Here is a 20,163-nt window from a genome sequence, read left to right on the forward strand (position 1 = left end):
TACGACAAACTCGCACGCAACTACCTCGCAGGCGCACTCATCGCCGCCACTTGTGCTTACTGGATCAATTGAGTCCGGACCCTAGGGCGTCAGCCGCCCCGCTTCAGCATGGCGACGAAGAAGCCATCCGTGCCGGTTCGCCGGGGCGTGAGCTGAAGTGCGTGCCCGCGAGGTGATCGGTGGGCCGCCAGCGCCGGCAGGCGGGCCGCGCCGGCGACCTCATCCGGAGACAGCAGCGAAAAGCCGCCGTTCCGGCCGAGGAAGGCACCGACAGCGTCGTCGTTCTCGCGGGGAAGAATGGAACAGGTGATGTAGGCGATCCGCCCGCCCGGCCTTACCAGCGGCGCGGCGCGGTCGAGCACCGTCGCCTGGTCCGCGACGCGGCCGTCGAGGCTCGACGGCCGCACGCGCCATTTGGCGTCGGGGCTGCGACGCCACGTTCCCGTTCCGGTGCACGGCGCGTCGACGACGACGAGGTCGGCCCTGCCGGCGACGTCGGACAGGGGCTCCTCCCCCCGCTCACGCGGCGTCCGCACGTCGACGATGCTCACGCCCGCGCGCTCAAGGCGTTCCCAGATGTTGGCGAGGCGGCGCCGGTCGCTGTCCGTGGCGTAGAGCGTCCCCTCGTTGCGCATCGCGGCCGCGAGCTCCAGCGTCTTGCCGCCGCCGCCGGCGCAAAGGTCGACCACCGTCATGCCGGGTGCGGCGCCGCAGAGAAGGCCCGCGAGCTGTGACCCTTCGTCCTGGATCTCGACGAAACCTCGCCGGTAGGCCGGTTCGGCGGTGACGGGCGGCGGGCGACCGTCGTCGGGCACTGCGATGCGCAGCCCCAGCGGCGAGAGCGGCGTCTCCACGGCGCCCAGCGGCGCGAGTTCGGCCTTGGCGGTCGCGCGATCCGCCTTGAGCGTGTTCACCCGCAGGTCCACCGGGGCGCGCTCCGCCAGGGCGCGGCCTTCCGCGACGCGGCCTTCGCCGAAGCCGTCGGCGAGAAGAGGGTCGAGCCATTCGGGATAGTCGCCCGCCACCCAGGCCGGGGCATCCGCGAGAATGGTGGCGGGATCCCGAGCCAGAGCAGCCTCCTCCGCGGCGGACAGGGGTTCCGACGCGAACCGCTCGCCGGAGAAGAGCGGCGCCATGCGATCCCGCGGCCATCCGCGCGCGAGCCGCAAGGCTCCGATCAGCGTGGCCCGCGGCCCTTCGGCCCCCATCAGCCACGCGGCCGAGGCCCGGCGGCGCAGGGTGTCGTAGACGAGGCTGCCGATGGCGGCCCGGTCGCCGGACCCGGCGAACCGGTGCGCGAGGCCCCAGTCCTTCAGCGCGTCGGCGGCCGGCCGGCGGCGCGTCTCGATGTCGGCGAGCACCTCGATGGCAGCGGAAATCCGGGCGGCGGGCGTCAAGGGCGGCTTCTCCGACCGGTCAGGGTAAGGACAGCGCGAGGACGATGGCTAGCGACATCCCCGCCGACGCCGCGACACCCACGAGGACGAGGCGGTAGCGCGGGATCACGAGAACCTGCGTCCGCGCAGGCCAGACGAGCGGCAACGCTCACATCCTCGTCGGGTAGTTCGGGCTCTCGCGGGTGATCGTGACGTCGTGCACGTGGCTCTCGCGCAGACCGGCCGAGGTGATGCGCACGAACTCCGCCTTCTGCCGGAACTCCGGCAGCGTGCGGGCGCCGACATAGCCCATGGCGGCGCGCAGGCCGCCGGCGAGCTGGTGCAGCACGGTCCCGACGGGGCCCTTGTACGGCACCTGGCCCTCGATGCCCTCGGGCACCAGCTTCAGCGTGTCCTTGATGTCCTGCTGGAAGTAGCGGTCGGCCGAGCCGCGGGCCATCGCACCGACGGAGCCCATGCCGCGATACGCCTTGTAGGAGCGGCCCTGGTAGAGGAACACCTCGCCCGGGCTCTCGTCCGTGCCGGCCAGCAGCGAGCCGATCATCGCGCATTCCGCCCCTGCGGCCAGAGCCTTGGCGAGATCTCCTGAGAACTTGATTCCGCCGTCGGCGATGACCGGCGTGCCCGTGGCGGCCGCAGCCTCCGCCGAGTCCATCACTGCCGTGAGCTGCGGCACGCCGACACCGGCGACGATGCGCGTGGTGCAGATGGAGCCCGGGCCGATGCCGATCTTCACGGCGTCGGCGCCGGCGTCGATGAGGGCGCGGGTCCCCGCCGCCGTCGCCACGTTGCCGGCGATCACCTGAACGGCGTTCGACAACTTCTTGATGCGGCCCACGGATTCCAGCACGCGCTGCGAGTGTCCGTGGGCGGTGTCGACGACGATGACGTCGCATCCGGCGTCGATCAGGAGTTCGGAGCGGAGGAAGCCCTGCTCGCCCACCGTGGTCGCGGCGGCCACGAGCAGGCGGCCGGCCGTGTCCTTGGAGGCGTTGGGGTGGGCGACCTGCTTCTCCATGTCCTTCACGGTGATCAGGCCGATGCAGCGATAGTGGTCGTCGACGACGAGCAGCTTCTCGATCCGGAACTGGTGAAGGAGGCGCTTGGCCTCGTCCTGGCTCACGCCCTCGCGAACCGTGACGAGCCGGTCCTTCGTCATCAGCTCGGAGACGGGCTGCTGCGGGTTGGTGGCGAAGCGCACGTCGCGGTTGGTGAGGATGCCGACGAGCTTGCCGGGGCGTCCGGCCGGGCCGCGCTCCACCACGGGAATGCCCGAGATGCCGTTGCGCTTCATCAGGGTCAGCGCGTCGTCCAGGGTCTCGTCCGGGTGGATGGTGAGCGGGTTCACCACCATGCCGCTCTCGAACTTCTTCACCGCCTTCACCTCGGCCGCCTGTTCCTCCGGCGAAAGGTTGCGGTGGATGACGCCGATGCCGCCGGCCTGCGCCATGGCGATCGCGAGGCGGGCCTCGGTCACCGTGTCCATGGCCGAGGAAACGATGGGCAGGTTCAGCGAGATCGACCGCGTCAGGCGCGTGCGGACGTCGACGTCCGACGGCATGACCTCGGAATGGCCGGGCTGCAGCAGCACGTCGTCGAAGGTGAGCGCCTCGCGGATGGGCATCGCCAACTCCTTGTCGCTCCAACGAGGGAGCCATAAAGCCAAGGCGCCGGAGCCTGAAGGCCCGGCGCCCGCATCAATGGGTTGGCGCGTGCTGTTATCACGAACGCGGTCGAGTCGAAAGCGGCCCGGCCGCACAGGGCTGCTCCGCGCCGGGGGCGGAGCCGGAGCACGATTCGTCAGTCGTCGCGGGTCTCGTCCGCCGCCTTGCGTCCCCGGAACCCCGTAGCCAGCACGTAGAGCTCGGCGGAGTCGGCGCGGCTCGCGGCCGGCTTGACGTGCCGGACAACGGCGAAGTCGCGCTTGAGGTCGGCGAGCAGTTGCCCCTCGGTGCCGCCCTGCAGCACCTTGGCGACGAAGGCACCGCCCGGCGCCAGAACGTCACGGGCGAACTCGGCCGCGAGTTCGGCCAGCGCGATGATCTTCAGGTGGTCGGTCTTCTTGTGGCCGGTGGCGTTCGCCGCCATGTCGGACATCACCACGTCGGCGGGGCCGCCGAGCATCTCCGTGAGCCGGGCCGGCGCATCCTCCGCGAGGAAATCCATCACCGTGAACTCGACGCCGGGCAGCGGGTCGATGTCGAGCAGGTCGATGCCGATCACCCGCCCCTGCCCTTCCGCGGACTTCACCTTGGCGGCGGCGACCTGCGACCACCCGCCCGGCGCGGCGCCGAGGTCGACGACCTTCTGCCCCGGCCGGAACAGGCGGAACTTCTCGTCCATCTCGATCAGCTTGTAGGCGGCGCGCGACTTGTATCCCTCGCGCTTGGCGCGGGCGACGTAAGGGTCGTTGAGCTGGCGCTCCAGCCAGCGCGTCTGCGAGACGGTGCGCTTGCGCGCCGTCTTGACCCGCTGCTTCAGCGAGCGTCCGCCCTCTCGCCCCGATCCGCCGGTCGGCCCGCTCATGGCGCGCTCCCCCGGCGAGGGCTCCAGGTGCCATCCTCGCTCATCAGTTGCATCAGGATTCCTTCCCGCAAGCCGCGGTCGGCGATCCGAAGGCGGTCGGACGGGAACGCGCGGCGGATCGCCTCCAGGATCGCGCAACCCGCCAGCACGAGGTCGGCGCGTTCCGGGCCGATGCACGGGTTTGCCGCCCGCTGGCGAAAACTCATGTCGAGCAAACGCTCCAGCACCTCGCCGACATCCTCGTCCTCCATCCAGAGGCCGTCGACCCGCCGCCTGTCGTAGCGGGGCAGGCCGAGATGCACGCCGGCGATGGTCGTGACGGTTCCGGACGTGCCGAGCAGGTGGAATCGCCCGCAGGCCTGCACCCCGTCGAGTCGCTCGACGAACTCGGCCAGGAGTCCCTCGACCTCGCGGACCATCCCCTCGAACGACGCCCGCGTCACCTCGACGCCGCCATGGCGTTCGGCCAGCGTCACGACGCCGACCGGCAGCGACGTCCAGGTCCTGACGCGCTCGGACGGTCGCGCGCCACCGCGCGGGCGTTCCAGCCAGACGAGTTCGGACGACCCGCCACCGATGTCGAAGAGCAGGACGCCGTCCGCCTGGGGGTCGGCCAGACCCGCGCAGCCGGCCACCGCGAGATGGGCCTCCGTCTCGCGGTCGACGATCTCGAGGTCCAGTCCGGTTTCGTCCCGGACCCGGGCGATGAACGCCTCGCCGTTGACCGCGGCCCTGCACGCCTCGGTGGCGATCAGGCGCGAGCGCGTGACGCCCCTCGCCTGCATCTTGCCGCGGCACACCCTCAGCGCGTCGATCGTGCGGTCGATGGCCCCGTCCCGCAGGACGTTCGACGCGCCGAGTCCCTCGCCAAGCCTCACGATCCGCGAGAAGGCGTCGACGACCCGGAACCCCTCCGAGGAGGGGCGCGCCACCAGCAGCCGGCAATTGTTCGTGCCGAGGTCCAGGGCCGCGTAGGTGGGGCCGTGGGCACGACGCTCCGGCCGTCGGATCCGCTGCGGGCCGGCGTCGTGGGTTCCGTTGCTCACCTCAGGCGCGGCCCGTGCGGACGTCTCGTCCAGGACCGGAGTCGCCTCGGCGGCATGGTCGTCGACCGGCGACACGAAAGCCTCTCGTACTGTTCGGGGAAAGCTTATCAACCCCGTCACCCGAATGCCAAGCTTGGCGGCAGCGCGAAGGCGGGCCGGGAACGGACCCGGTCAGGCCGCGTTGGCACTCCCGCACCTGGAAGACGGGAGTTTCAACATGCGTTTCATGATCATCCTCGCCACCGGACTGGCCTTCGCCTCGCCGGCCGCCGCCTCGGTCGCGGCACCGGGAACGGCGCGGCCCGGCCTCGCCCCGGTGACGACCACCAAGGCCCAGGTCATCATCCGCGAGCGACGCGGCTGGGACGACCGCGACCACCGGCGTTACGAGCGGCGCTATCGTCGCGGGTGGGACGGGACGACGGGGCAGATCTGCCGCGAGCGGGTCACCTACCGCCTGAACCGGTTCGGCGAGCGCGTGCGGCGTGTCGTGCGGGTGTGCCGCTAGGCTCAGTCGGCCGAGGGCTTCCCGGTCCTCATCCGCTTGACGTCGGAGCGGCGGCTCTTGCTCTCGAGCCGCCGCTTCTGCGACCCCAGCGTCGGCCGCGTCGGCCGGCGGACCTTGGGCCGCACGGCGGCCTTCCGAAGCAGTTCGAACAGCCTCTCTCGCGCATCCTGCCGGTTGCGGTCCTGCGTGCGGAACTGCTGGGCGATGATCACGATGACGCCGTCGGCCGTCATCCGGCTGCCGGCGAGGCCGCGCAACCGCTCCTTGACGTCGTCGGGAAGCCCGGGCGACGCCAGCGCGTCGAAGCGAAGCTGGACCGCCGTCTCGACCTTGTTCACGTTCTGGCCGCCGGGACCAGACGCGCGCACGAAGGTTTCTTCGAGTTCGCGCTCGTCGATCACGATGCGGGGAGCGACGCGGATCAAGGCACCCTCCCCGCCCCTGCGGCGTCACATCACGATGACGCGCGTCCCCACGCCGACGCGGTTGTAGAGGTCGATCGCATCCACGTTCCGCATCCGGATGCAGCCAGAGGAGGCGGCGCGACCGATCGTCTCCGGCTCATTGGTGCCGTGGATGCGGTACAGCGTGTCGTGGCCGTTCTGGTAGAGGTAGAGGGCGCGGGCGCCGAGCGGATTGTCCGGCCCGCCCTTGGTGGGACGCACGTGCGGCCAGCGCTTCACCATTTCCGCCGGCGGCGTCCAGTTGGGCCACTCGGCCTTGCGCGCGATCTCCGCGACGCCGGTCCAGCCATAGGCCTCGTCGCCGGTGGCGACGCCGTAGCGGATCGCCTTCCCGCCGGGTTCCACGAGGTAGAGGAACTTGTTGCGCGTATCGACGATGACCGTGCCCGGCTTCTCGGAGGTCTGGTAATCGACGCGGTAGCGCTCGAACGGGAGGTGGACGTCGAACGTCGGCACGAGCGCCATGTACTCGACGTCGCGTGCGCTCATCTGCGGGCCGGGCACCGGCTCGTACTTGCAACCCGCGGCCGTCAGGCCGGCGACGAAGGCGAGGGTGAGCGCGGCGAATCGCATGCCAAATCCGTTCTTCGCAACAGGAGCGTCAGGACACTCAACGTCGAGATGGTTAATGTGAGGCTAAGGCCTCGAGTTGCGGGCCTTGACGAAGCCGGCGGCCCCGCTTTAGGCGCCGCCATGATCGACGTCAATGCTGCCGGGAACCATTGGCGAATGGACGCATCCCGTCACTTCGTCGACAATCATCGTCCCGAACCAGAAACGCCGGGCCGGAAACGCAGTGTCAACGCTCTACATCTCGCACCCCTGCTTCGTCCGCCACCAGACGCCGCCGGGCCACCCCGAGCGGCCGGACCGGATCCGGGTCGTGGAGCGCATTCTCGAGCATGAGCGATTCCAGCCGCTCGCCCGCGAGGCTTCGCCGATCGTCGATCCCGCCGCCGTCCTGCGGGCCCACCCGGAGAGCTATGTCCGCGCGCTCGAGGAGGCAGCGCCCGCCGAGGGTCTTATCCAGCTCGATGCCGACACGACCATGTCGGCGGGAACGCTCGAGGCCGCGCAGAGGGCCTCCGGCGGCGCGGTGCTGGCTGTCGACGAGGTCATGACAGGCAAGGTCGCGAACGCGTTCTCCGCCGCGCGCCCGCCGGGGCACCACGCCGAACGGGCAACGGCGATGGGCTTCTGCTTCTTCAACCACGCGGCGGTCGCCGCACGCCACGCCCAGGCCGTGCACGGCGCAGAGCGGGTGGCGATCGTCGACTGGGACGTCCACCACGGCAACGGCACGCAGGACATCTTCTGGTCCGACCCCTCGGTGATGTACTGCTCCACCCACGAGATGCCGCTCTATCCCGGCACCGGGGCGTCGAGAGAGACGGGCGAGCACAACACGGTGGTCAACGCGCCTCTGCGCGCCGGCGACGGCAGCCACGAATTCCGGGAAGCATTCGAGGTGGCGATCCTGCCGCGGGTGGAGGCGTTCCGTCCGGACCTCATCATCATCTCGGCTGGATTCGACGCCCATGTGCGCGATCCGCTGGCGAACCTCAATCTCGTCGAGGCGGACTTCTCCTGGGCGACGGCCCAGTTGATGGACATCGCCGACAAGTCCTGCAACGGGCGAATCGTCTCGCTGATGGAAGGCGGCTACGACCTCGAGGGGTTGGCGCGCTCCGTCGCGGCCCACGTCATGACCCTGATGCGCGGCGGCTGAGGCGCCCGGACCACGCTCCCGCGACCGCACGGCCTCCCATCGCGCCCCACCGCGCGCTGATCCCAACGCTCCGCTCTCGCTGCGTGAGGCGCGCCCGTCACACGGGCGGCGCCTGCGTTTTCCGAACCTTGCTGCACCGCAGCACCGCTCTCCCGAGGCGCCCTGCGACAGTGGCGCGGTGGGACCCATCATGAATTGAGTTGCGCCCCTCAGAGTTGCGCCTATCATGCGGCCAACGACAACCTGGGGAGGATGGCCCATGAGGCTGATCAGGACGCTTGCGGCCGCGACCGCCGTGACTCTCGCCGGTCTGACCGGCGCCCTCGCGCAGACCACGGTGAAGTGGCTGCACATCGAGGTGAACCCCAACCACGTGAAGTTGTGGGAGGAAGCCGCCCGTGCCTACGAGGCGAAGAATCCGGGCGTGAAGATCGAGATGTCGTTCCTGGAGAACGAAGCCTACAAGGCGAAGGCTCCGACGCTCCTGCAGTCCAAGGACCGGCCGCACATCATCTACAGCTGGGCGGGCGGCGTCCTGCAGTCGCAGGTCGAGGCCGGCGTCATCGAGGACATCACCGAGGCGACGAAGGGGTTCACGGACACCCTGCCCCCGGCGGCCGTCAACGCGTTCAAGGTCGACGGGAAGCTCTACGGCATCCCGATGAACGTGTCGCAGGTCGGGTTCATGTACAACAAGGAGCTCTTCGCCAAGGCCGGTGTGGATGCGACCAAGATCAAGACCTGGGACGATTTCCTCGCCGCGGTGAAGCAGATCAAGGCCGCCGGCATCACGCCGATCATGGTCGGCGGTGCCGACAAGTGGCCGCTGCACTTCTACTGGACGCATCTCGCCGTCCGCCTCGGCGGCAAGAACGGCATCGTCTCGGCCATGAAGGGCGAGAACGGCGGCTTCGAGTCGGAGACGTACGTGAAGTCGGCAGAGCTCTACAAGCAACTCGTCGACCTGCAGCCGTTCCAGAACGGCTTCCTCGGCTTCAAGAACCCGCAGGCGGTCGGCGCGTTCGGCGACGGCAAGGCGGCGATGATCCTCGCCATCAGCAGCTTCTACCACACGCAGAAGGCGCTGGCGGCGGACAAGGTCGGCCTGACCGACGACAAGATCGGCTGGTTCGACTTCCCGACCGTTCCCGGCGGCAAGGGCGAGCCCACCGACACGCTCGGCGGCATCAACGGCTGGCTGGTGACGAAGGGATCGCCGAAGGAAGCGGTCGACTTCCTGAAGACGCTGGTTTCACCGGAGGTCCAGACCAAGGCCGCCGCTGCCAACTTCATCATCCCGGTCGCCAAGGGTTCGGAAGCCGGCATCGTCAGCCCGTTCATGAAGAACATCTCGGCGAACCTCGCGAAGTCCGGCTACCACCAGAACTTCTACGACCAGGCTCTCGGCCCGAACGTCGGCCGCGTGATCAACGACGCCTCGGCCGAGATCGCCGGCGGAAGCATGACGCCCAAGCAGGCCGCCAAGGCCGTCAACGACGCCTGGAAGCAGGGCAACTGACCAGCCCCTTCCCCTCCCACGCCGGGCCGCCCCCACCACGGGCGGCCCGGCACGCCTTCACGAACCCGGACGCCTGATGGCCACCACATCGATCAGCCTGCGACGGCGGGACGGCGCCTTCACGGCCGTCATCCTGTTCCTGCCGCCGGCACTCCTCCTGTTCACGATCTTCGTGGTCATGCCGATCGTGGAGGCGGCCTGGTATTCCGGCTTCAACTGGAACGGCTTCGGCACGCCCACGCGCTGGGTGGGCTGGAACAACTACCTCGCCGTGTTCGACACGCGGGCCTTCCACCTGGCTCTGCGCAACAACGGCCTCATCATCCTCGTCTCGCTGCTCGTCCAGCTCCCGCTGGCGCTGACGCTGGCCATCCTGCTGGCGGACCGCTTCACCGGGGCGGTGGCGCTGCGCATGCTCTTCTTCCTGCCCTACGTGCTGGCGGAGATCGCCACCGGCCTGATCTTCAGCTTCGTCTACGACGGCGACTACGGGCTGCTCGCTGCCATCTACCGGTTGTTCGGGGCGGAGGCGCCACACCTGCTCGCGAGCGCCGACACCTCGATGCTCGCCATCCTGATCGTCGTCGTGTGGAAGTACTTCGGCTTCCACATGATGCTGTTCATCGCGGCGCTGCAGGGCATGGACCGCAACCTCGTGGAGGCGGCGCGCATCGACGGCGCCTCGCGCTGGCAGGTGCTGCGCTTCGTCGTGATCCCCCTGCTCTATCCGACGATCCGGCTCTCGGTGTTCTTCGCCATCGTCGGCTCGCTGCAGCTCTTCGATCTCGTCATGCCGCTGACGCGCGGCGGCCCGGCCGACAGCTCGCAGACGATGGTCAGCTTCCTCTACACGCACGGCGTGATGCGCATGCGGGTGGGCTTCGGCAGCGCCATCGGCGTGATCCTGTTCGTCATCTGCGCCACCTTCGCCTTCACCTACAAGCGCTGGATGATGCGCGATGAATAGCGCCTCCGAAGCCGGGTCCCGCGCCGACCTGACGACCCTCTACAAGGGCCTGTTCCTGACGGCGGTCGTCGTCTTCGTCGCGGTGCCGCTCATCGCCACCGTGCTCGGCGGGTTCAAGAGCCTGGGCGAGTTGCGCTCCAATCCCTTCGGCCTGCCGCAGGTGTGGGAGTGGTCGAACTACGCCGACATCCTTTTCTCGCAGCGCTACTGGCAGCTGCTGCGCAACTCGACGATCATCGCCACGCTCAGCGTGATCCTGACGCTCATCGTCGCCTCCATGGCGGCGTTCGTCTTCGCCCACATCCAGTTCTTCGGCAGCCGGATGCTCCTGTCGTACATCACGATGGGACTGCTGTTCCCGGCTTCCACAGCGATCCTGCCGCTGTTCATCCGTGTCCGCGACTTCGGCCTGCTCGACACCTACCTGGGCGTGGTGCTGCCGCAGGCGGCCTTCAGCCTCGCGATGAGCATCCTGCTGCTGCGGCGGTTCTTCAAGGACCTGCCGGAGGAACTGCTGGAGGCCGCGCTCGTCGACGGCTGCAGCTACCTCAACTTCTTCCGCTACGTGACGCTGCCGCTGTCGCGGCCGATCCTCGCCACCGTCGGCACCATCGCCTTCGTCAACAGCTGGAACGCCTATCTCCTGCCGCTGGTGATGCTGAACACCGATAGCCTCTACCCCTGGCCGCTGGGGATCATGGTCTACCAGGGCGAGTTCTCGGCCGAGTGGAACCTGATCCTCGCCTTCATCACCCTCACCATCCTGCCCACCATCATCCTCTTCCTCTTCGCGCAGAAGCACATCGTCGCGGGCCTCACGGCCGGCGCCGTGAAGGGCTGAGCGCGGGAGCACCCGGAGACACAAACCATGAGAAAAGTCGGCTTCGGCGTCATCGGCTGCGGCGTCATCAGCACCGCCTACCTCACCGCGGCCAAGGCGTTTCCGCACCTCGAGCTCAAGGGCGTCGCCGACATGCGCTCCGATGCCGCCCGCAAGAAGGGCGAGGAGTTCGGCGTGCCCGGCATGCGCGTGGACGACCTGCTGAAGCGCGACGACGTCGAGATCGTGCTGAACCTCACCGTCCCGCTGGCCCACACAGACATCAGCATGGCCGTGCTGCGGGCCGGAAAGCACGTCTATTCGGAGAAGCCGCTCGGCGTGAACGTCGGCGAGGCGCGCAAGGTCATGGACCTCGCGGCGGAGAAGGGCCTGCGGGTCGGCTGCGCTCCGGACACGTTCCTGGGCGGCGGCCACCAGACCGCCCGGCGCCTGATCGACGAGGGCGTCATCGGCACGCCGATCGCCGGCAGCGCCTTCTTCATGTGCCCTGGCCACGAGCGCTGGCACCCGGCGCCGGGCTTCTACTACCTGCGCGGCGGCGGGCCGATGCTCGACATGGGTCCCTACTACATCACCGATCTCGTCCAGTTGCTCGGCCCGGTGGCGAGCGTGATGGGCTCGACCTCCCGGTTGCGGAAGGAGCGCCTCATCACCTCCGAGCCGATGAAGGGGACGATGATCCCGGTGGAGGTGGACACCCACGTCGCCGGGACGCTGGAATTCGAGAGCGGTGCGATCGTCTCCATCGCGATGAGCTTCGACGTGCCCAAGCACCGGCACACGCCCATCGAGATCTACGGCTCCGGCGGCTCCATCTGCGTGCCCGATCCCAACCGCTTCGGCGGCGAAGTGAGCGTCGCCAAGCCCGGCGGCGAATGGGAGACGGTGGAGCTCAGCCACGGCTATGCCGACGGCAACTACCGCTCGCTGGGGCTTGCCGACATGGCCGCCGGCATCGTCTCCGGCCGGCCGCACCGCGCCAGCGGCGCCCTCGCCTTCCACGCGCTCGAGGTGATGGAAGCCTTCCAGCGCTCCTCCGACGAAGGCCGCCGCGTCGCCATCGAGAGCCGCGTCGAGCGGCCCGCCATCATGCCCGCCGGCCTCGCCACCGGCCAGATCGACTGAGAAAAGGAGCCTCACCCATGCGCAAGGCCATGATCGTCTATGGCGGCTGGGCGGGCCACGACCCCGACCTGTGCGCCTCCATCGTCCGCGGCTGGCTGAAGGCCGCGGGTTTCGACGTGCGGATGGAGACGCAGACCTCCGCCTTCCTCGACCCGGACCTGCCGAACTACTCGCTGGTGGTGCCGATCTACACGATGTCGAAGATCGAGAAGCCCGAGGCGGCTGCGCTGTGCGCGGCGGTCGCCTCCGGCGTCGGTCTCGGCGGCCACCATGGCGGCATGTGCGACGCCTTCCGCGACGCGGTCGACTACCAGTTCATGTGCGGCGGGCAGTGGGTCGCCCACCCGGGCAACATCATCGACTACCGGGTGAACGTGACGAAGCCGGACGACCCGATCATGCAGGGCATCGCCGACTTCGACTACCGCTCCGAGCAGTACTACATGCACGTCGACCCCGCTAACGAGGTGCTGGCGACGACGACCTTCACCGGCGACCACGCGGAGTGGATCGACGGCGTGGTGATGCCGGTCGTCTGGAAGAAGCGCTTCGGCAAGGGCCGCGTCTTCTACTGCTCGCTCGGCCACCGGGCCTACGAGCTCGACGTGCCCGAGATGAAGACGATGATGCAGCGCGGGCTGCTCTGGGCCGCCCGCTGAGGCGAGCACCGGCGCGGCCCGGGCCGCGCCGGCCTTCTCAGGCCTCGACCGGCTCCGTGCCGGCGATCTCGATGCCGAAGCCGGCGAGACCGACGTAGTTTCGCGACCGGGACGACAGATTCACGATGGAGGACACGCCGAGGTCGCGCAGAATCTGCGCGCCGAGGCCGACCTCGCGCCACTGCTGCTGGCGGACGCCCTCCGCGGAATCGTCATCTCCGAGGCCCTGGACCGGGACGCCGGCGGTGCCGTCGCGCAGGTAGACGAGCACGCCGCGGCCGGCGGCGCGGAAGCGGGCGAGCGCCGCCTGCAGCGTCTTGCCGCCGCCGATCGTGTCGGCGATCACGTTGGCCCGGTGCAGGCGCGTGAGCACCTCCCGCCCGTCGCCGATCTCGCCATGGACGAAGGCGAAGTGGTGCACGCTGTCGAACGGCGTGGTGTAGGCATAGCCCGTCAGTTCGCCCGCCTCGGTGCGCACCGGGAACGTGGCGACGCGCTCGACGAGCTTCTCGCGGGCCTGACGGTAGGCGATGAGGTCGGCGACCGAGATGCGGACGAGGCCGTGGGTCTTCGCGAAGGCCTCGATCTGCTCGCCCTTCATGACCGTGCCGTCGTCGTTGGCGAGTTCGCAGATCACGCCGACCGGTGGAAGGCCGGCGAGGCGGCAGAGGTCCACCGCCGCCTCGGTGTGGCCCGAGCGCATGAGGACGCCGCCGTCGCGGGCGATGAGCGGGAAGACGTGTCCCGGCCGGACGAAGTCCGAGGCGCCCATGTTGCCGTTGGCGAGCGCCCGCACGGTGTTCGAGCGCTGCTCGGCGGAGATGCCGGTGGTGAGCCCGTGCTTGACGTCCACCGACACCGTGAAGGCCGTGCCGAGCGGCGCGTCGTTGGCGGCCACCATGGGCGCGAGGTTGAGGCGCCGGGCCTCCCCTGTCGTCACCGGGGCGCAGACGATGCCGCAGGTGTTGCGGATGATGAAGGCCATCTTCTCCGGCGTGCACAGGGACGCGGCGCAGATGAGGTCGCCCTCGTTCTCGCGGTCGTCGTCGTCGGTGACGATGATGATTTCGCCCTTGCGCAGTGCGTCGATGGCGCGGGTCACGGTGTGCGGCACGGCTCGGTCCCCCGTGGCGGCCGACCCGGCACTGGCCGTGTCGAGCCCGATGAAGTCGTTGGGCGTGACGGCTCCCCCCGTCTCGCGGCTGATGAGCTCGGCGGTCTCGCGCGACATCCACGCCGCGTCGCTGTTGCACAGCGCCGTCACGGCCGCCGGCGACAGCCCGATCCGCCGCGCAAAGGCGACGCGGGACAGTCCCTGCTGCTGGAGCCACTCCGCCAGTCTCATGCGGGGGTCTTAGCAGAGCAGATCGAATTCAGCCATACTGAAAGAACGTGGCTGACATTCTTGAGCATTCAGCGCCGCTGAATGTCGATGTCAGCCGACCTGCGCCCGGTGGCGGAGCCAGTGGTCCGCGAGCACGCAGGCCACCATCGCCTCCCCCACGGGCACGGCGCGGATGCCGACGCAGGGGTCGTGGCGGCCCTTGGTCATCACGTCCGTCTCGTGGCCCGCCTTGTCGATGCTGCGGCGCGGCGTGAGGATCGAGGACGTCGGCTTCACCGCGAAGCGCGCCACCACGGCCTGCCCCGTCGAGATGCCGCCGAGGATGCCGCCGGCGTGGTTGCTGAGGAACAGCGGCCTGCCGTCGTTGCCCATGCGGATCTCGTCGGCGTTCTCCTCGCCGGTCAGTTCCGCCGCCGCGAAGCCGGCGCCGATCTCGACGCCCTTCACGGCGTTGATGCTCATCAGCGCGGCAGCGAGGTCGGAGTCGAGCTTCCCGTAGATCGGCGCGCCGAGGCCCGCGGGGACGTTTTCCGCCACCACCTCGATGACGGCGCCGATCGACGATCCCGACTTGCGGATGCCGTCGAGATAATCGGCGAAGAAGGCCGCCGCCTCGGCGTCAGGGCAGAAGAACGGGTTGCGGCCCACCTCGTCCCAGTCCCACCGGCTGCGGTCGATCCGGTGCGGTCCCATCTGCACCAGCGCCCCCCGCACGACCACGCCCGGCATGACCTTGCGGGCGATGGCCCCGGCGGCGACGCGGGCCGCCGTCTCGCGCGCCGAGGACCGCCCGCCGCCGCGGTAGTCGCGGATGCCGTACTTCGCCTCGTAGGTGAAGTCGGCGTGTCCCGGCCGGAACGTGTCGCGGATCTCCGAGTAGTCCTTGGAGCGCTGGTCGACGTTCTCGATCATCAGGGCGATCGGCGTGCCCGTCGTCAGCGGACCGCCGGTCCGCTCGTCCTCGAACACGCCGGAGAGGATGCGCACCTGGTCCGGCTCGCGCCTCTGCGTCGTGAAGCGTGACTGGCCCGGCCGGCGCCGGTCGAGCTCGGCCTGGATGTCGGCCTCCGTCAGCGGAATGCGCGGGGGGCAGCCGTCCACCACACAGCCCAGCGCCGGCCCATGGCTCTCGCCGAACGTGGTGACACGGAAAAGGTGGCCGAAGCTGTTGTGCGACATGATGGTGACCGGACAGGAGTGCCGCCACTTGCGGCGAAAGCGCCCTGCCGGTCAAGCCGCTACTGGACCGTGATCTCGTAGGTATAAGTCAGCGCATTCATCGGTGCGTGCTCGTAGGGCTGCCAGGGGATGTCGACGCTCAGCCGATCGCTCCCCTTGAACCCCTTCTTCGGCGTGTAGACAAACACGAGGAACTGCTGCTCGGTGCCCTGACACCGTCCCTGCGACGCCTTTCCCCGCTGCACCTCGATGCGAAGGTCGCCGTTGACGGGCTTCTCCCGTGGCCTGGCGTCGGGCAGGCCGACACTGAGGCAGGTGCTGACCACGTAACCGCCGAACGACCCGACGACGCTCGGGCGGTTGGCGGGAACGGTCTTGGCGACCGTCTCGGCCAGGGCTGGGGACGCGGAAACGCTGACCGCCGCGACGAGCGGGAAAATCCTGAAAGACATGGATGAAACCTCGTGCCTGAAATGACCCGAGCGTTCATCCGATGAGGGAGCTTCTCAAGTCCGCAGAAGGACTTATGCATCAAGAGTTGCGAAACCGATTCACGGCTGTCGCCAAAAGTTGAGGGGCCGGCGACTGCCGACCCCCGTTGGTCTCTCCTGCTTGCCGGGCCGCTCAGGCCGCGTGGCGGGACAGGGGCACGACGTTGCTCGCCGCCGGCACGGGCATCGCCGTGGCGGCCGCATCGGCCTGGGCCTGCGGCACCGCGGGCGCCCCCACCCAGGCGGTGCCGGCCGGCAGCGACTCGCCCTTCATGACGAGGGTGAGCGGGCCGAGGCGGGCGAAGTCACCGACATGGGTGTCGTAGAGCACGGTGGAGGCGGCACCGATGGTGACGCCGCGGCCCACCCGCACCCGGCCGACCTTCATGACCCGATCCTCGTAGAGGTGCGTCTGGAGGGACGACATCTCGTTCATGGCCACGAAGTCGCCGATCTCGACGCAGTCGAACTCGGTGAGGTCGGTCATGCCGAGGTAGCAGCCCTTGCCGACCTTCACGCCGAAGAGGCGCAGGACCCAGGCGAGCATCGGCGTGCCGCGCAGGTGGTCGAGGAGCACCTTGCCCGCGAGGCCCCAGTACATCACGGCGACGGCCTCGGTGCGCAGCGCCCACCACGACCACATCGGCTTCATCGTCGGGACGTAGCGGCCCATCAGTGCCCACTTCACGCCGACCACGACCAGCGTCATGGCGACCGAGATGGCGACGCCGGCGGCGAGGAACAGGGCCGCGAAGGTCAGCCACTCCCGGTTCTCGACGGACGGAAGGAAGAGTTCCACCGCCAGCGTGCCGAAGGTGATGAACAGCATGGTGGGCAGCGAGAGGTTGAAGGCCTCGAACACCGCGCGGCCCACGCGCTTGAGCTTCGACGGCGCGTAGGTCCAGTTGGCGGCGATGCCGTCGACCTTCTGGCGCGTCGGCAGCTGGATCGGCGGCGAACCGAACCACGTGTCGCCAGCCTGGATCACGTCGTTGGCCGGGGGCTTCGACTTGATGCCGATGAGGCTGCCGTCGGGGATCGAGGCGCCGGCCGGCACCACGGCGTCGTTGCCGACGAACACGCGGGCGCCGGTGCGCACCGGATGGAGGGTCATCCAGCCGTCGCGGATCTCCTCGTCGCCCAGCACCACCTCGTCGGCGATGAAGCACTTCTCGCCGATCTCGGTGAGGTCGTAGCGCCCGGCGAGGTTGGACGAGATCTCGGCGTCCTTGCCGATCTTCGCGCCCATCAGGCGGTACCAGTTGCGCATGTAGACGGTGGCGTAGAGCGACGACAGCGTGTCGAGCGTGACCTCGGTCGCCAGCGCCACGATCCACTTGCGGACGTAGAACCAGCTGTGGACCGAGTACGTCCCGGCCCGCACCCGCGGCAGGACCGTCCAGCGCACCGCGGCGATGAGCAGCACGGTGATGGCGATGAGGGCCATCGCGGTCGGCCACGCGAGCAGCGGCAGGTAGGTCAGGTAGCTGGCGTCGGAGACCGTCGCGATGATCGCGTCGATCTGGTCGAAGACGTAGAAGGCCGGGAAGATCGGCAGCAGGCTGACCGGCGGCAGCAGCAGCAGCGCCAGCACGTAGACGGCGGCCTGCAGGCGGCGCTTCGCCTGGGAAGCCGGCAGCGGGATGGCGAGCTGGTCACGGTCCACCATGCCGACGCGCCGCGCCGGCGAGCCGTCCCACTTCTCCCATGCGCCGACCGTGACGCCGGGCCCCACCGCCGTGAGGTCGGCGAGTTCCGCGCCGCGGCCGATGGTCGCGCCGTGGCACACCACGCAGGAGGTGCCGACGTAGGCCCGCGCGCCGATCTCGACCGGGCCGATCACCAGTTCGTTGCCGATGACCTCGGCCGTGGACAGCGCCACCTTGCCGCCGATCGAGGCGCCCTCGCCGATGGTGACGAGGTCCAGCGCGCCGGACTCGATCTCGCAGACGATGGCGTCGTCGCCGACCCGCGCGCCCAGCGCCCGCAGGTAGGCGCGCATCACCGGGGTGCCCTGGAACCACTTCATGTGGGTCAGGCCGAGAACGCGGGTCACCAGCCACCAGCGGTAGTAGTAGGCGCCCCAGAGCGGATAGCGGCCCGGCTTCGTACGGCCGAGCAGGATCCACTTGGTCGCGATGGCGATGGCGACGGTGGCGACGTTGATGCCCATGTAGACGCCGAGCAGCAGCGCCACCTCGGACCAGAACGACCAGCCCTCGCCCACCAGCAGCATGTAGGTGACGAAGACGCCCAGCCACTGGGCGGTCATGAGGCCGAGGATGAAGGGAAGCGCCGCCGCCTGCGCGACGCCGCACCAGAAGCGGCGGGAGACGGGCGGCGGCGTGAAGGCGAGGTCCTCGGCGGCCGGCGCCTCGATCGCGAGGCGGGCGTCGAGCCGGGCGGCCATGGCCCGCAGCGTGCGCGCGCCGTAGACGTCCTGCAGCGTGATGCCGGCGAGCGCCGGCGTCTGGCGGACGGCCGAGATGAAGCACGCGGCGATGAGCGAATGGCCGCCGAGGTCGGTGAAGAAATCGGCCTCGAACGGCAGGGCCTGGCCCGGGAACACGGTTTGCGCGGCCGCGAGCAGCAGCGCCTCGGTCTCGCTGCGGGGAGCCTCCTGCTCGCCCGCCCCGTCGACGGGAGCGGCCAGCGTCATCGCCTTCAGGGCCTTGCGGTCGATCTTGCCGGACACGAGGCGCGGCAGCGTCTCCATGACCTCGAAGCGCGAGGGCACCATGTAGGGCGGCATCTGCTCGGCGAGGGCCGCGCGAAGCGCCCCGCGGTCGAGCTGGGCCGCGCCGGGCTCCGGAACGACGAAGGCGACGAGGCGGTCGAGGCCGTCGTCCTGGCGCAGCACGACGGCCGCCTGTCCGATGCCCGGCAGCGCGTCGAGGCGGGTTTCGATCTCGCCGAGCTCGACGCGGAAGCCGCGGATCTTCACCTGGTCGTCGATGCGGCCGTGGAAGACGATGTTGCCGGCGGGGTCGATGCTCACCGCGTCGCCCGAGCGGTAGAGCACGGGGTCCCCGCCCTCCCCGCCGAACGGGTTGGCGATGAACTTCTCCGCGGTGAGCTCGGGGCGCTTCAGGTAACCCTGCGCGACGCCGGGGCCTCCGATCAGCAGTTCACCCTGCTCGCCAGGGGCCGCGAGGGTCATGTCCTCGCGCACCACGTAGCAGGAGTAGTTCGGGACGGGGCCGCCGATGGTCACCGTTTCACCCGCGACCACCTCGCAGGCCGTGGCGACGACCGTGGCCTCGGTCGGGCCGTAGGTGTTGAAGATGCGCCGGCCCGGACGGGCCCAGCGCTGGACCACGGACGGGGGCAGCGCCTCGCCGCCGAGCAGGATCAGGCGCAGGCTCGGAACGTCGCGCGGGAACAGCGACAGGAGCGTCGGCACCATGTCGACGGCAGTGATCCCGGCCTCGGCGATCACATCGGCGAGCCGGTCCGTGTCGGCGAGCACCTCCGGCGTCGCCACCCAGAGGGTCGCGCCGACGAGGTAGGGGATCCAGATCTCCTCCATCGACAGGTCGAAGGCGACGGAGGCGCTCTGGAACATCACGTCGTCCGGCCCGAGGCCGTAGAGCGCGTTGCCGGAGCGCAGGTAATGGCAGATGTTGCGATGGCTGACGACGATGCCCTTGGGCGTGCCGGTCGAGCCGGACGTGTAGATCAGGTAGGCCGGGTGGTCCGGCGTCAGCCCGGCGGCGCGCACGTCGGGCGCGGGACCGGGACGGGCGGCCGTCGCCTCCACGAGGGCTTCGAGGCCCGTCTCGTCGAGCCGGGGCAGCAGGTCGGCGCTGGTCAGGATGAAGCGCCCCCCGGCGTCGCCAAGGCAGGTCACGATGCGCTCGACCGGGGTCTCGGCGTCGAAGGGCAGCCATGCGGCCCCGGACATCGTGATGCCCACCTGGGCGGTCAGCAGGTCGGCTCCGCGGCGCATCCAGAGGCCGACGACGTCACCGGGGCCGATGCCGCGGGCGGAGAGGCCGGCGGCGATGGCGCCGGCGCGGGCGGCCATGGCCGCGTAGGTGACGCGCTCGTCGCCGCAGATCAGGGCGACGTGGTCTGCGCGCGCAGCCGCTGTGGCGGAGAACAGTTCAGGCAGCGTCTCGTCGCGGAGCAGGTCCGGCCGTTTCGCCCCCCGCAGGATGGTCGCGGGACGAGCCGCCTTGATGATCTGGTTCATGGACCCACTCTTCCGGCCGGACGTCCCGCGCGGCAGGTCTCTGCCGCATCCCGTCGTCCGCCCGCCCCCTCGTCGGCCGACGGCACCCCCACGGCGCCGCGGCGCGCCCCCGCGCTGCATGGCTGGTGGTTTGCCAGTCGGGAACTGAACCGTGCATGAACATCCGGCGCAG

General features: G+C 69.7%; 18 protein-coding genes. 7 read left to right on the forward strand and 11 right to left on the reverse strand.

The features are described 5' to 3' along the window. Positions 1–89: 89 nt before the first annotated feature. From ACX9GQ_RS21795 to ACX9GQ_RS21815, 5 genes are all read right to left on the reverse strand, one after another. Positions 90–1,397 (reverse strand): RsmB/NOP family class I SAM-dependent RNA methyltransferase, encoded by a 1,308-nt coding sequence (locus tag ACX9GQ_RS21795; RefSeq protein ID WP_459631708.1) that lies wholly within the window; start codon positions 1,395–1,397, stop codon positions 90–92. 19 nt (positions 1,398–1,416) lie between these two features. Beyond that, complete coding sequence (locus ACX9GQ_RS21800; RefSeq protein WP_459631709.1) at positions 1,417–1,542, reverse strand: hypothetical protein; 126 nt, start codon at positions 1,540–1,542, stop codon at positions 1,417–1,419. A gap of 3 nt (positions 1,543–1,545) precedes the next feature. Further along, entirely contained in the window at positions 1,546–3,021 is a 1,476-nt protein-coding gene (guaB, locus tag ACX9GQ_RS21805; protein ID WP_459631710.1) for an IMP dehydrogenase, read from the reverse strand. A 176-nt stretch (positions 3,022–3,197) separates the two neighbouring features. Continuing rightward, positions 3,198–3,923 carry an RlmE family RNA methyltransferase gene (locus ACX9GQ_RS21810; protein WP_459631711.1) on the reverse strand — a complete coding sequence of 242 codons (726 nt, stop codon included), beginning with the start codon at positions 3,921–3,923 and terminating at the stop codon, positions 3,198–3,200. Continuing rightward, complete coding sequence (locus ACX9GQ_RS21815; protein ID WP_459631712.1) at positions 3,920–5,044, reverse strand: Ppx/GppA phosphatase family protein; 1,125 nt, start codon at positions 5,042–5,044, stop codon at positions 3,920–3,922. The genes ACX9GQ_RS21810 and ACX9GQ_RS21815 overlap by 4 nt, the downstream gene beginning before the upstream one ends. A 142-nt stretch (positions 5,045–5,186) precedes the next feature. On the opposite strand from ACX9GQ_RS21815, the gene ACX9GQ_RS21820 reads away from it, so the two are divergent. Beyond that, the gene (locus ACX9GQ_RS21820) at positions 5,187–5,477 is read left to right on the forward strand and encodes a hypothetical protein (RefSeq protein WP_459631713.1); all 291 of its coding nucleotides are present in this window, start codon (positions 5,187–5,189) and stop codon (positions 5,475–5,477) included. A 2-nt stretch (positions 5,478–5,479) separates the two neighbouring features. Here ACX9GQ_RS21820 and arfB read toward each other — a convergent pair whose 3' ends face one another. Both arfB and ACX9GQ_RS21830 read right to left on the reverse strand, forming a co-directional pair. Further along, on the reverse strand, positions 5,480–5,902 hold the full coding sequence (arfB, locus tag ACX9GQ_RS21825) for an alternative ribosome rescue aminoacyl-tRNA hydrolase ArfB (protein WP_459631714.1): 423 nt from the start codon (positions 5,900–5,902) through the stop codon (positions 5,480–5,482). Positions 5,903–5,926: 24 nt separating this feature from the next. Beyond that, on the reverse strand, positions 5,927–6,514 hold the full coding sequence (locus tag ACX9GQ_RS21830; protein WP_459631715.1) for a L,D-transpeptidase: 588 nt from the start codon (positions 6,512–6,514) through the stop codon (positions 5,927–5,929). Positions 6,515–6,737: 223 nt separating this feature from the next. On the opposite strand from ACX9GQ_RS21830, the gene ACX9GQ_RS21835 reads away from it, so the two are divergent. The 6 genes from ACX9GQ_RS21835 to ACX9GQ_RS21860 all read left to right on the forward strand — a co-directional run bounded on the left by ACX9GQ_RS21835 (position 6,738) and on the right by ACX9GQ_RS21860 (position 12,781). After that, positions 6,738–7,670: a histone deacetylase family protein gene (locus ACX9GQ_RS21835; protein ID WP_459631716.1), complete on the forward strand. Its 933-nt coding sequence runs from the start codon at positions 6,738–6,740 to the stop codon at positions 7,668–7,670. A gap of 259 nt (positions 7,671–7,929) precedes the next feature. Further along, positions 7,930–9,189 (forward strand): extracellular solute-binding protein, encoded by a 1,260-nt coding sequence (locus tag ACX9GQ_RS21840; RefSeq protein WP_459631717.1) that lies wholly within the window; start codon positions 7,930–7,932, stop codon positions 9,187–9,189. A 76-nt stretch (positions 9,190–9,265) separates the two neighbouring features. Then, complete coding sequence (locus ACX9GQ_RS21845) at positions 9,266–10,156, forward strand: carbohydrate ABC transporter permease (RefSeq protein ID WP_459631718.1); 891 nt, start codon at positions 9,266–9,268, stop codon at positions 10,154–10,156. Beyond that, positions 10,149–10,997: a carbohydrate ABC transporter permease gene (locus tag ACX9GQ_RS21850; RefSeq protein WP_459631719.1), complete on the forward strand. Its 849-nt coding sequence runs from the start codon at positions 10,149–10,151 to the stop codon at positions 10,995–10,997. The genes ACX9GQ_RS21845 and ACX9GQ_RS21850 overlap by 8 nt, the downstream gene beginning before the upstream one ends. Before the next feature lie 27 nt (positions 10,998–11,024). Next, the gene (locus tag ACX9GQ_RS21855) at positions 11,025–12,122 is read left to right on the forward strand and encodes a Gfo/Idh/MocA family protein (protein ID WP_459631720.1); all 1,098 of its coding nucleotides are present in this window, start codon (positions 11,025–11,027) and stop codon (positions 12,120–12,122) included. 17 nt (positions 12,123–12,139) lie between these two features. Next, the gene (locus ACX9GQ_RS21860) at positions 12,140–12,781 is read left to right on the forward strand and encodes a ThuA domain-containing protein (protein WP_459631721.1); all 642 of its coding nucleotides are present in this window, start codon (positions 12,140–12,142) and stop codon (positions 12,779–12,781) included. A 37-nt stretch (positions 12,782–12,818) separates the two neighbouring features. Here the strand turns inward: ACX9GQ_RS21860 and ribB are convergent, their stop codons facing one another. The 4 genes from ribB to ACX9GQ_RS21880 form a co-directional block, all read right to left on the reverse strand. After that, entirely contained in the window at positions 12,819–14,126 is a 1,308-nt protein-coding gene (gene ribB, locus ACX9GQ_RS21865) for a 3,4-dihydroxy-2-butanone-4-phosphate synthase (protein WP_459631722.1), read from the reverse strand. Between the two features lie 90 nt (positions 14,127–14,216). Continuing rightward, positions 14,217–15,305: a chorismate synthase gene (aroC, locus tag ACX9GQ_RS21870; RefSeq protein ID WP_459631723.1), complete on the reverse strand. Its 1,089-nt coding sequence runs from the start codon at positions 15,303–15,305 to the stop codon at positions 14,217–14,219. Positions 15,306–15,364: 59 nt separating this feature from the next. Next, positions 15,365–15,757 (reverse strand): hypothetical protein, encoded by a 393-nt coding sequence (locus ACX9GQ_RS21875; protein ID WP_459631724.1) that lies wholly within the window; start codon positions 15,755–15,757, stop codon positions 15,365–15,367. Positions 15,758–15,929: 172 nt separating this feature from the next. Then, the gene (locus tag ACX9GQ_RS21880) at positions 15,930–19,991 is read right to left on the reverse strand and encodes a Pls/PosA family non-ribosomal peptide synthetase (protein ID WP_459631725.1); all 4,062 of its coding nucleotides are present in this window, start codon (positions 19,989–19,991) and stop codon (positions 15,930–15,932) included. Positions 19,992–20,163 lie beyond the last annotated feature (172 nt).

The sequence above is a fragment of the Alsobacter sp. R-9 genome (assembly GCF_054612375.1).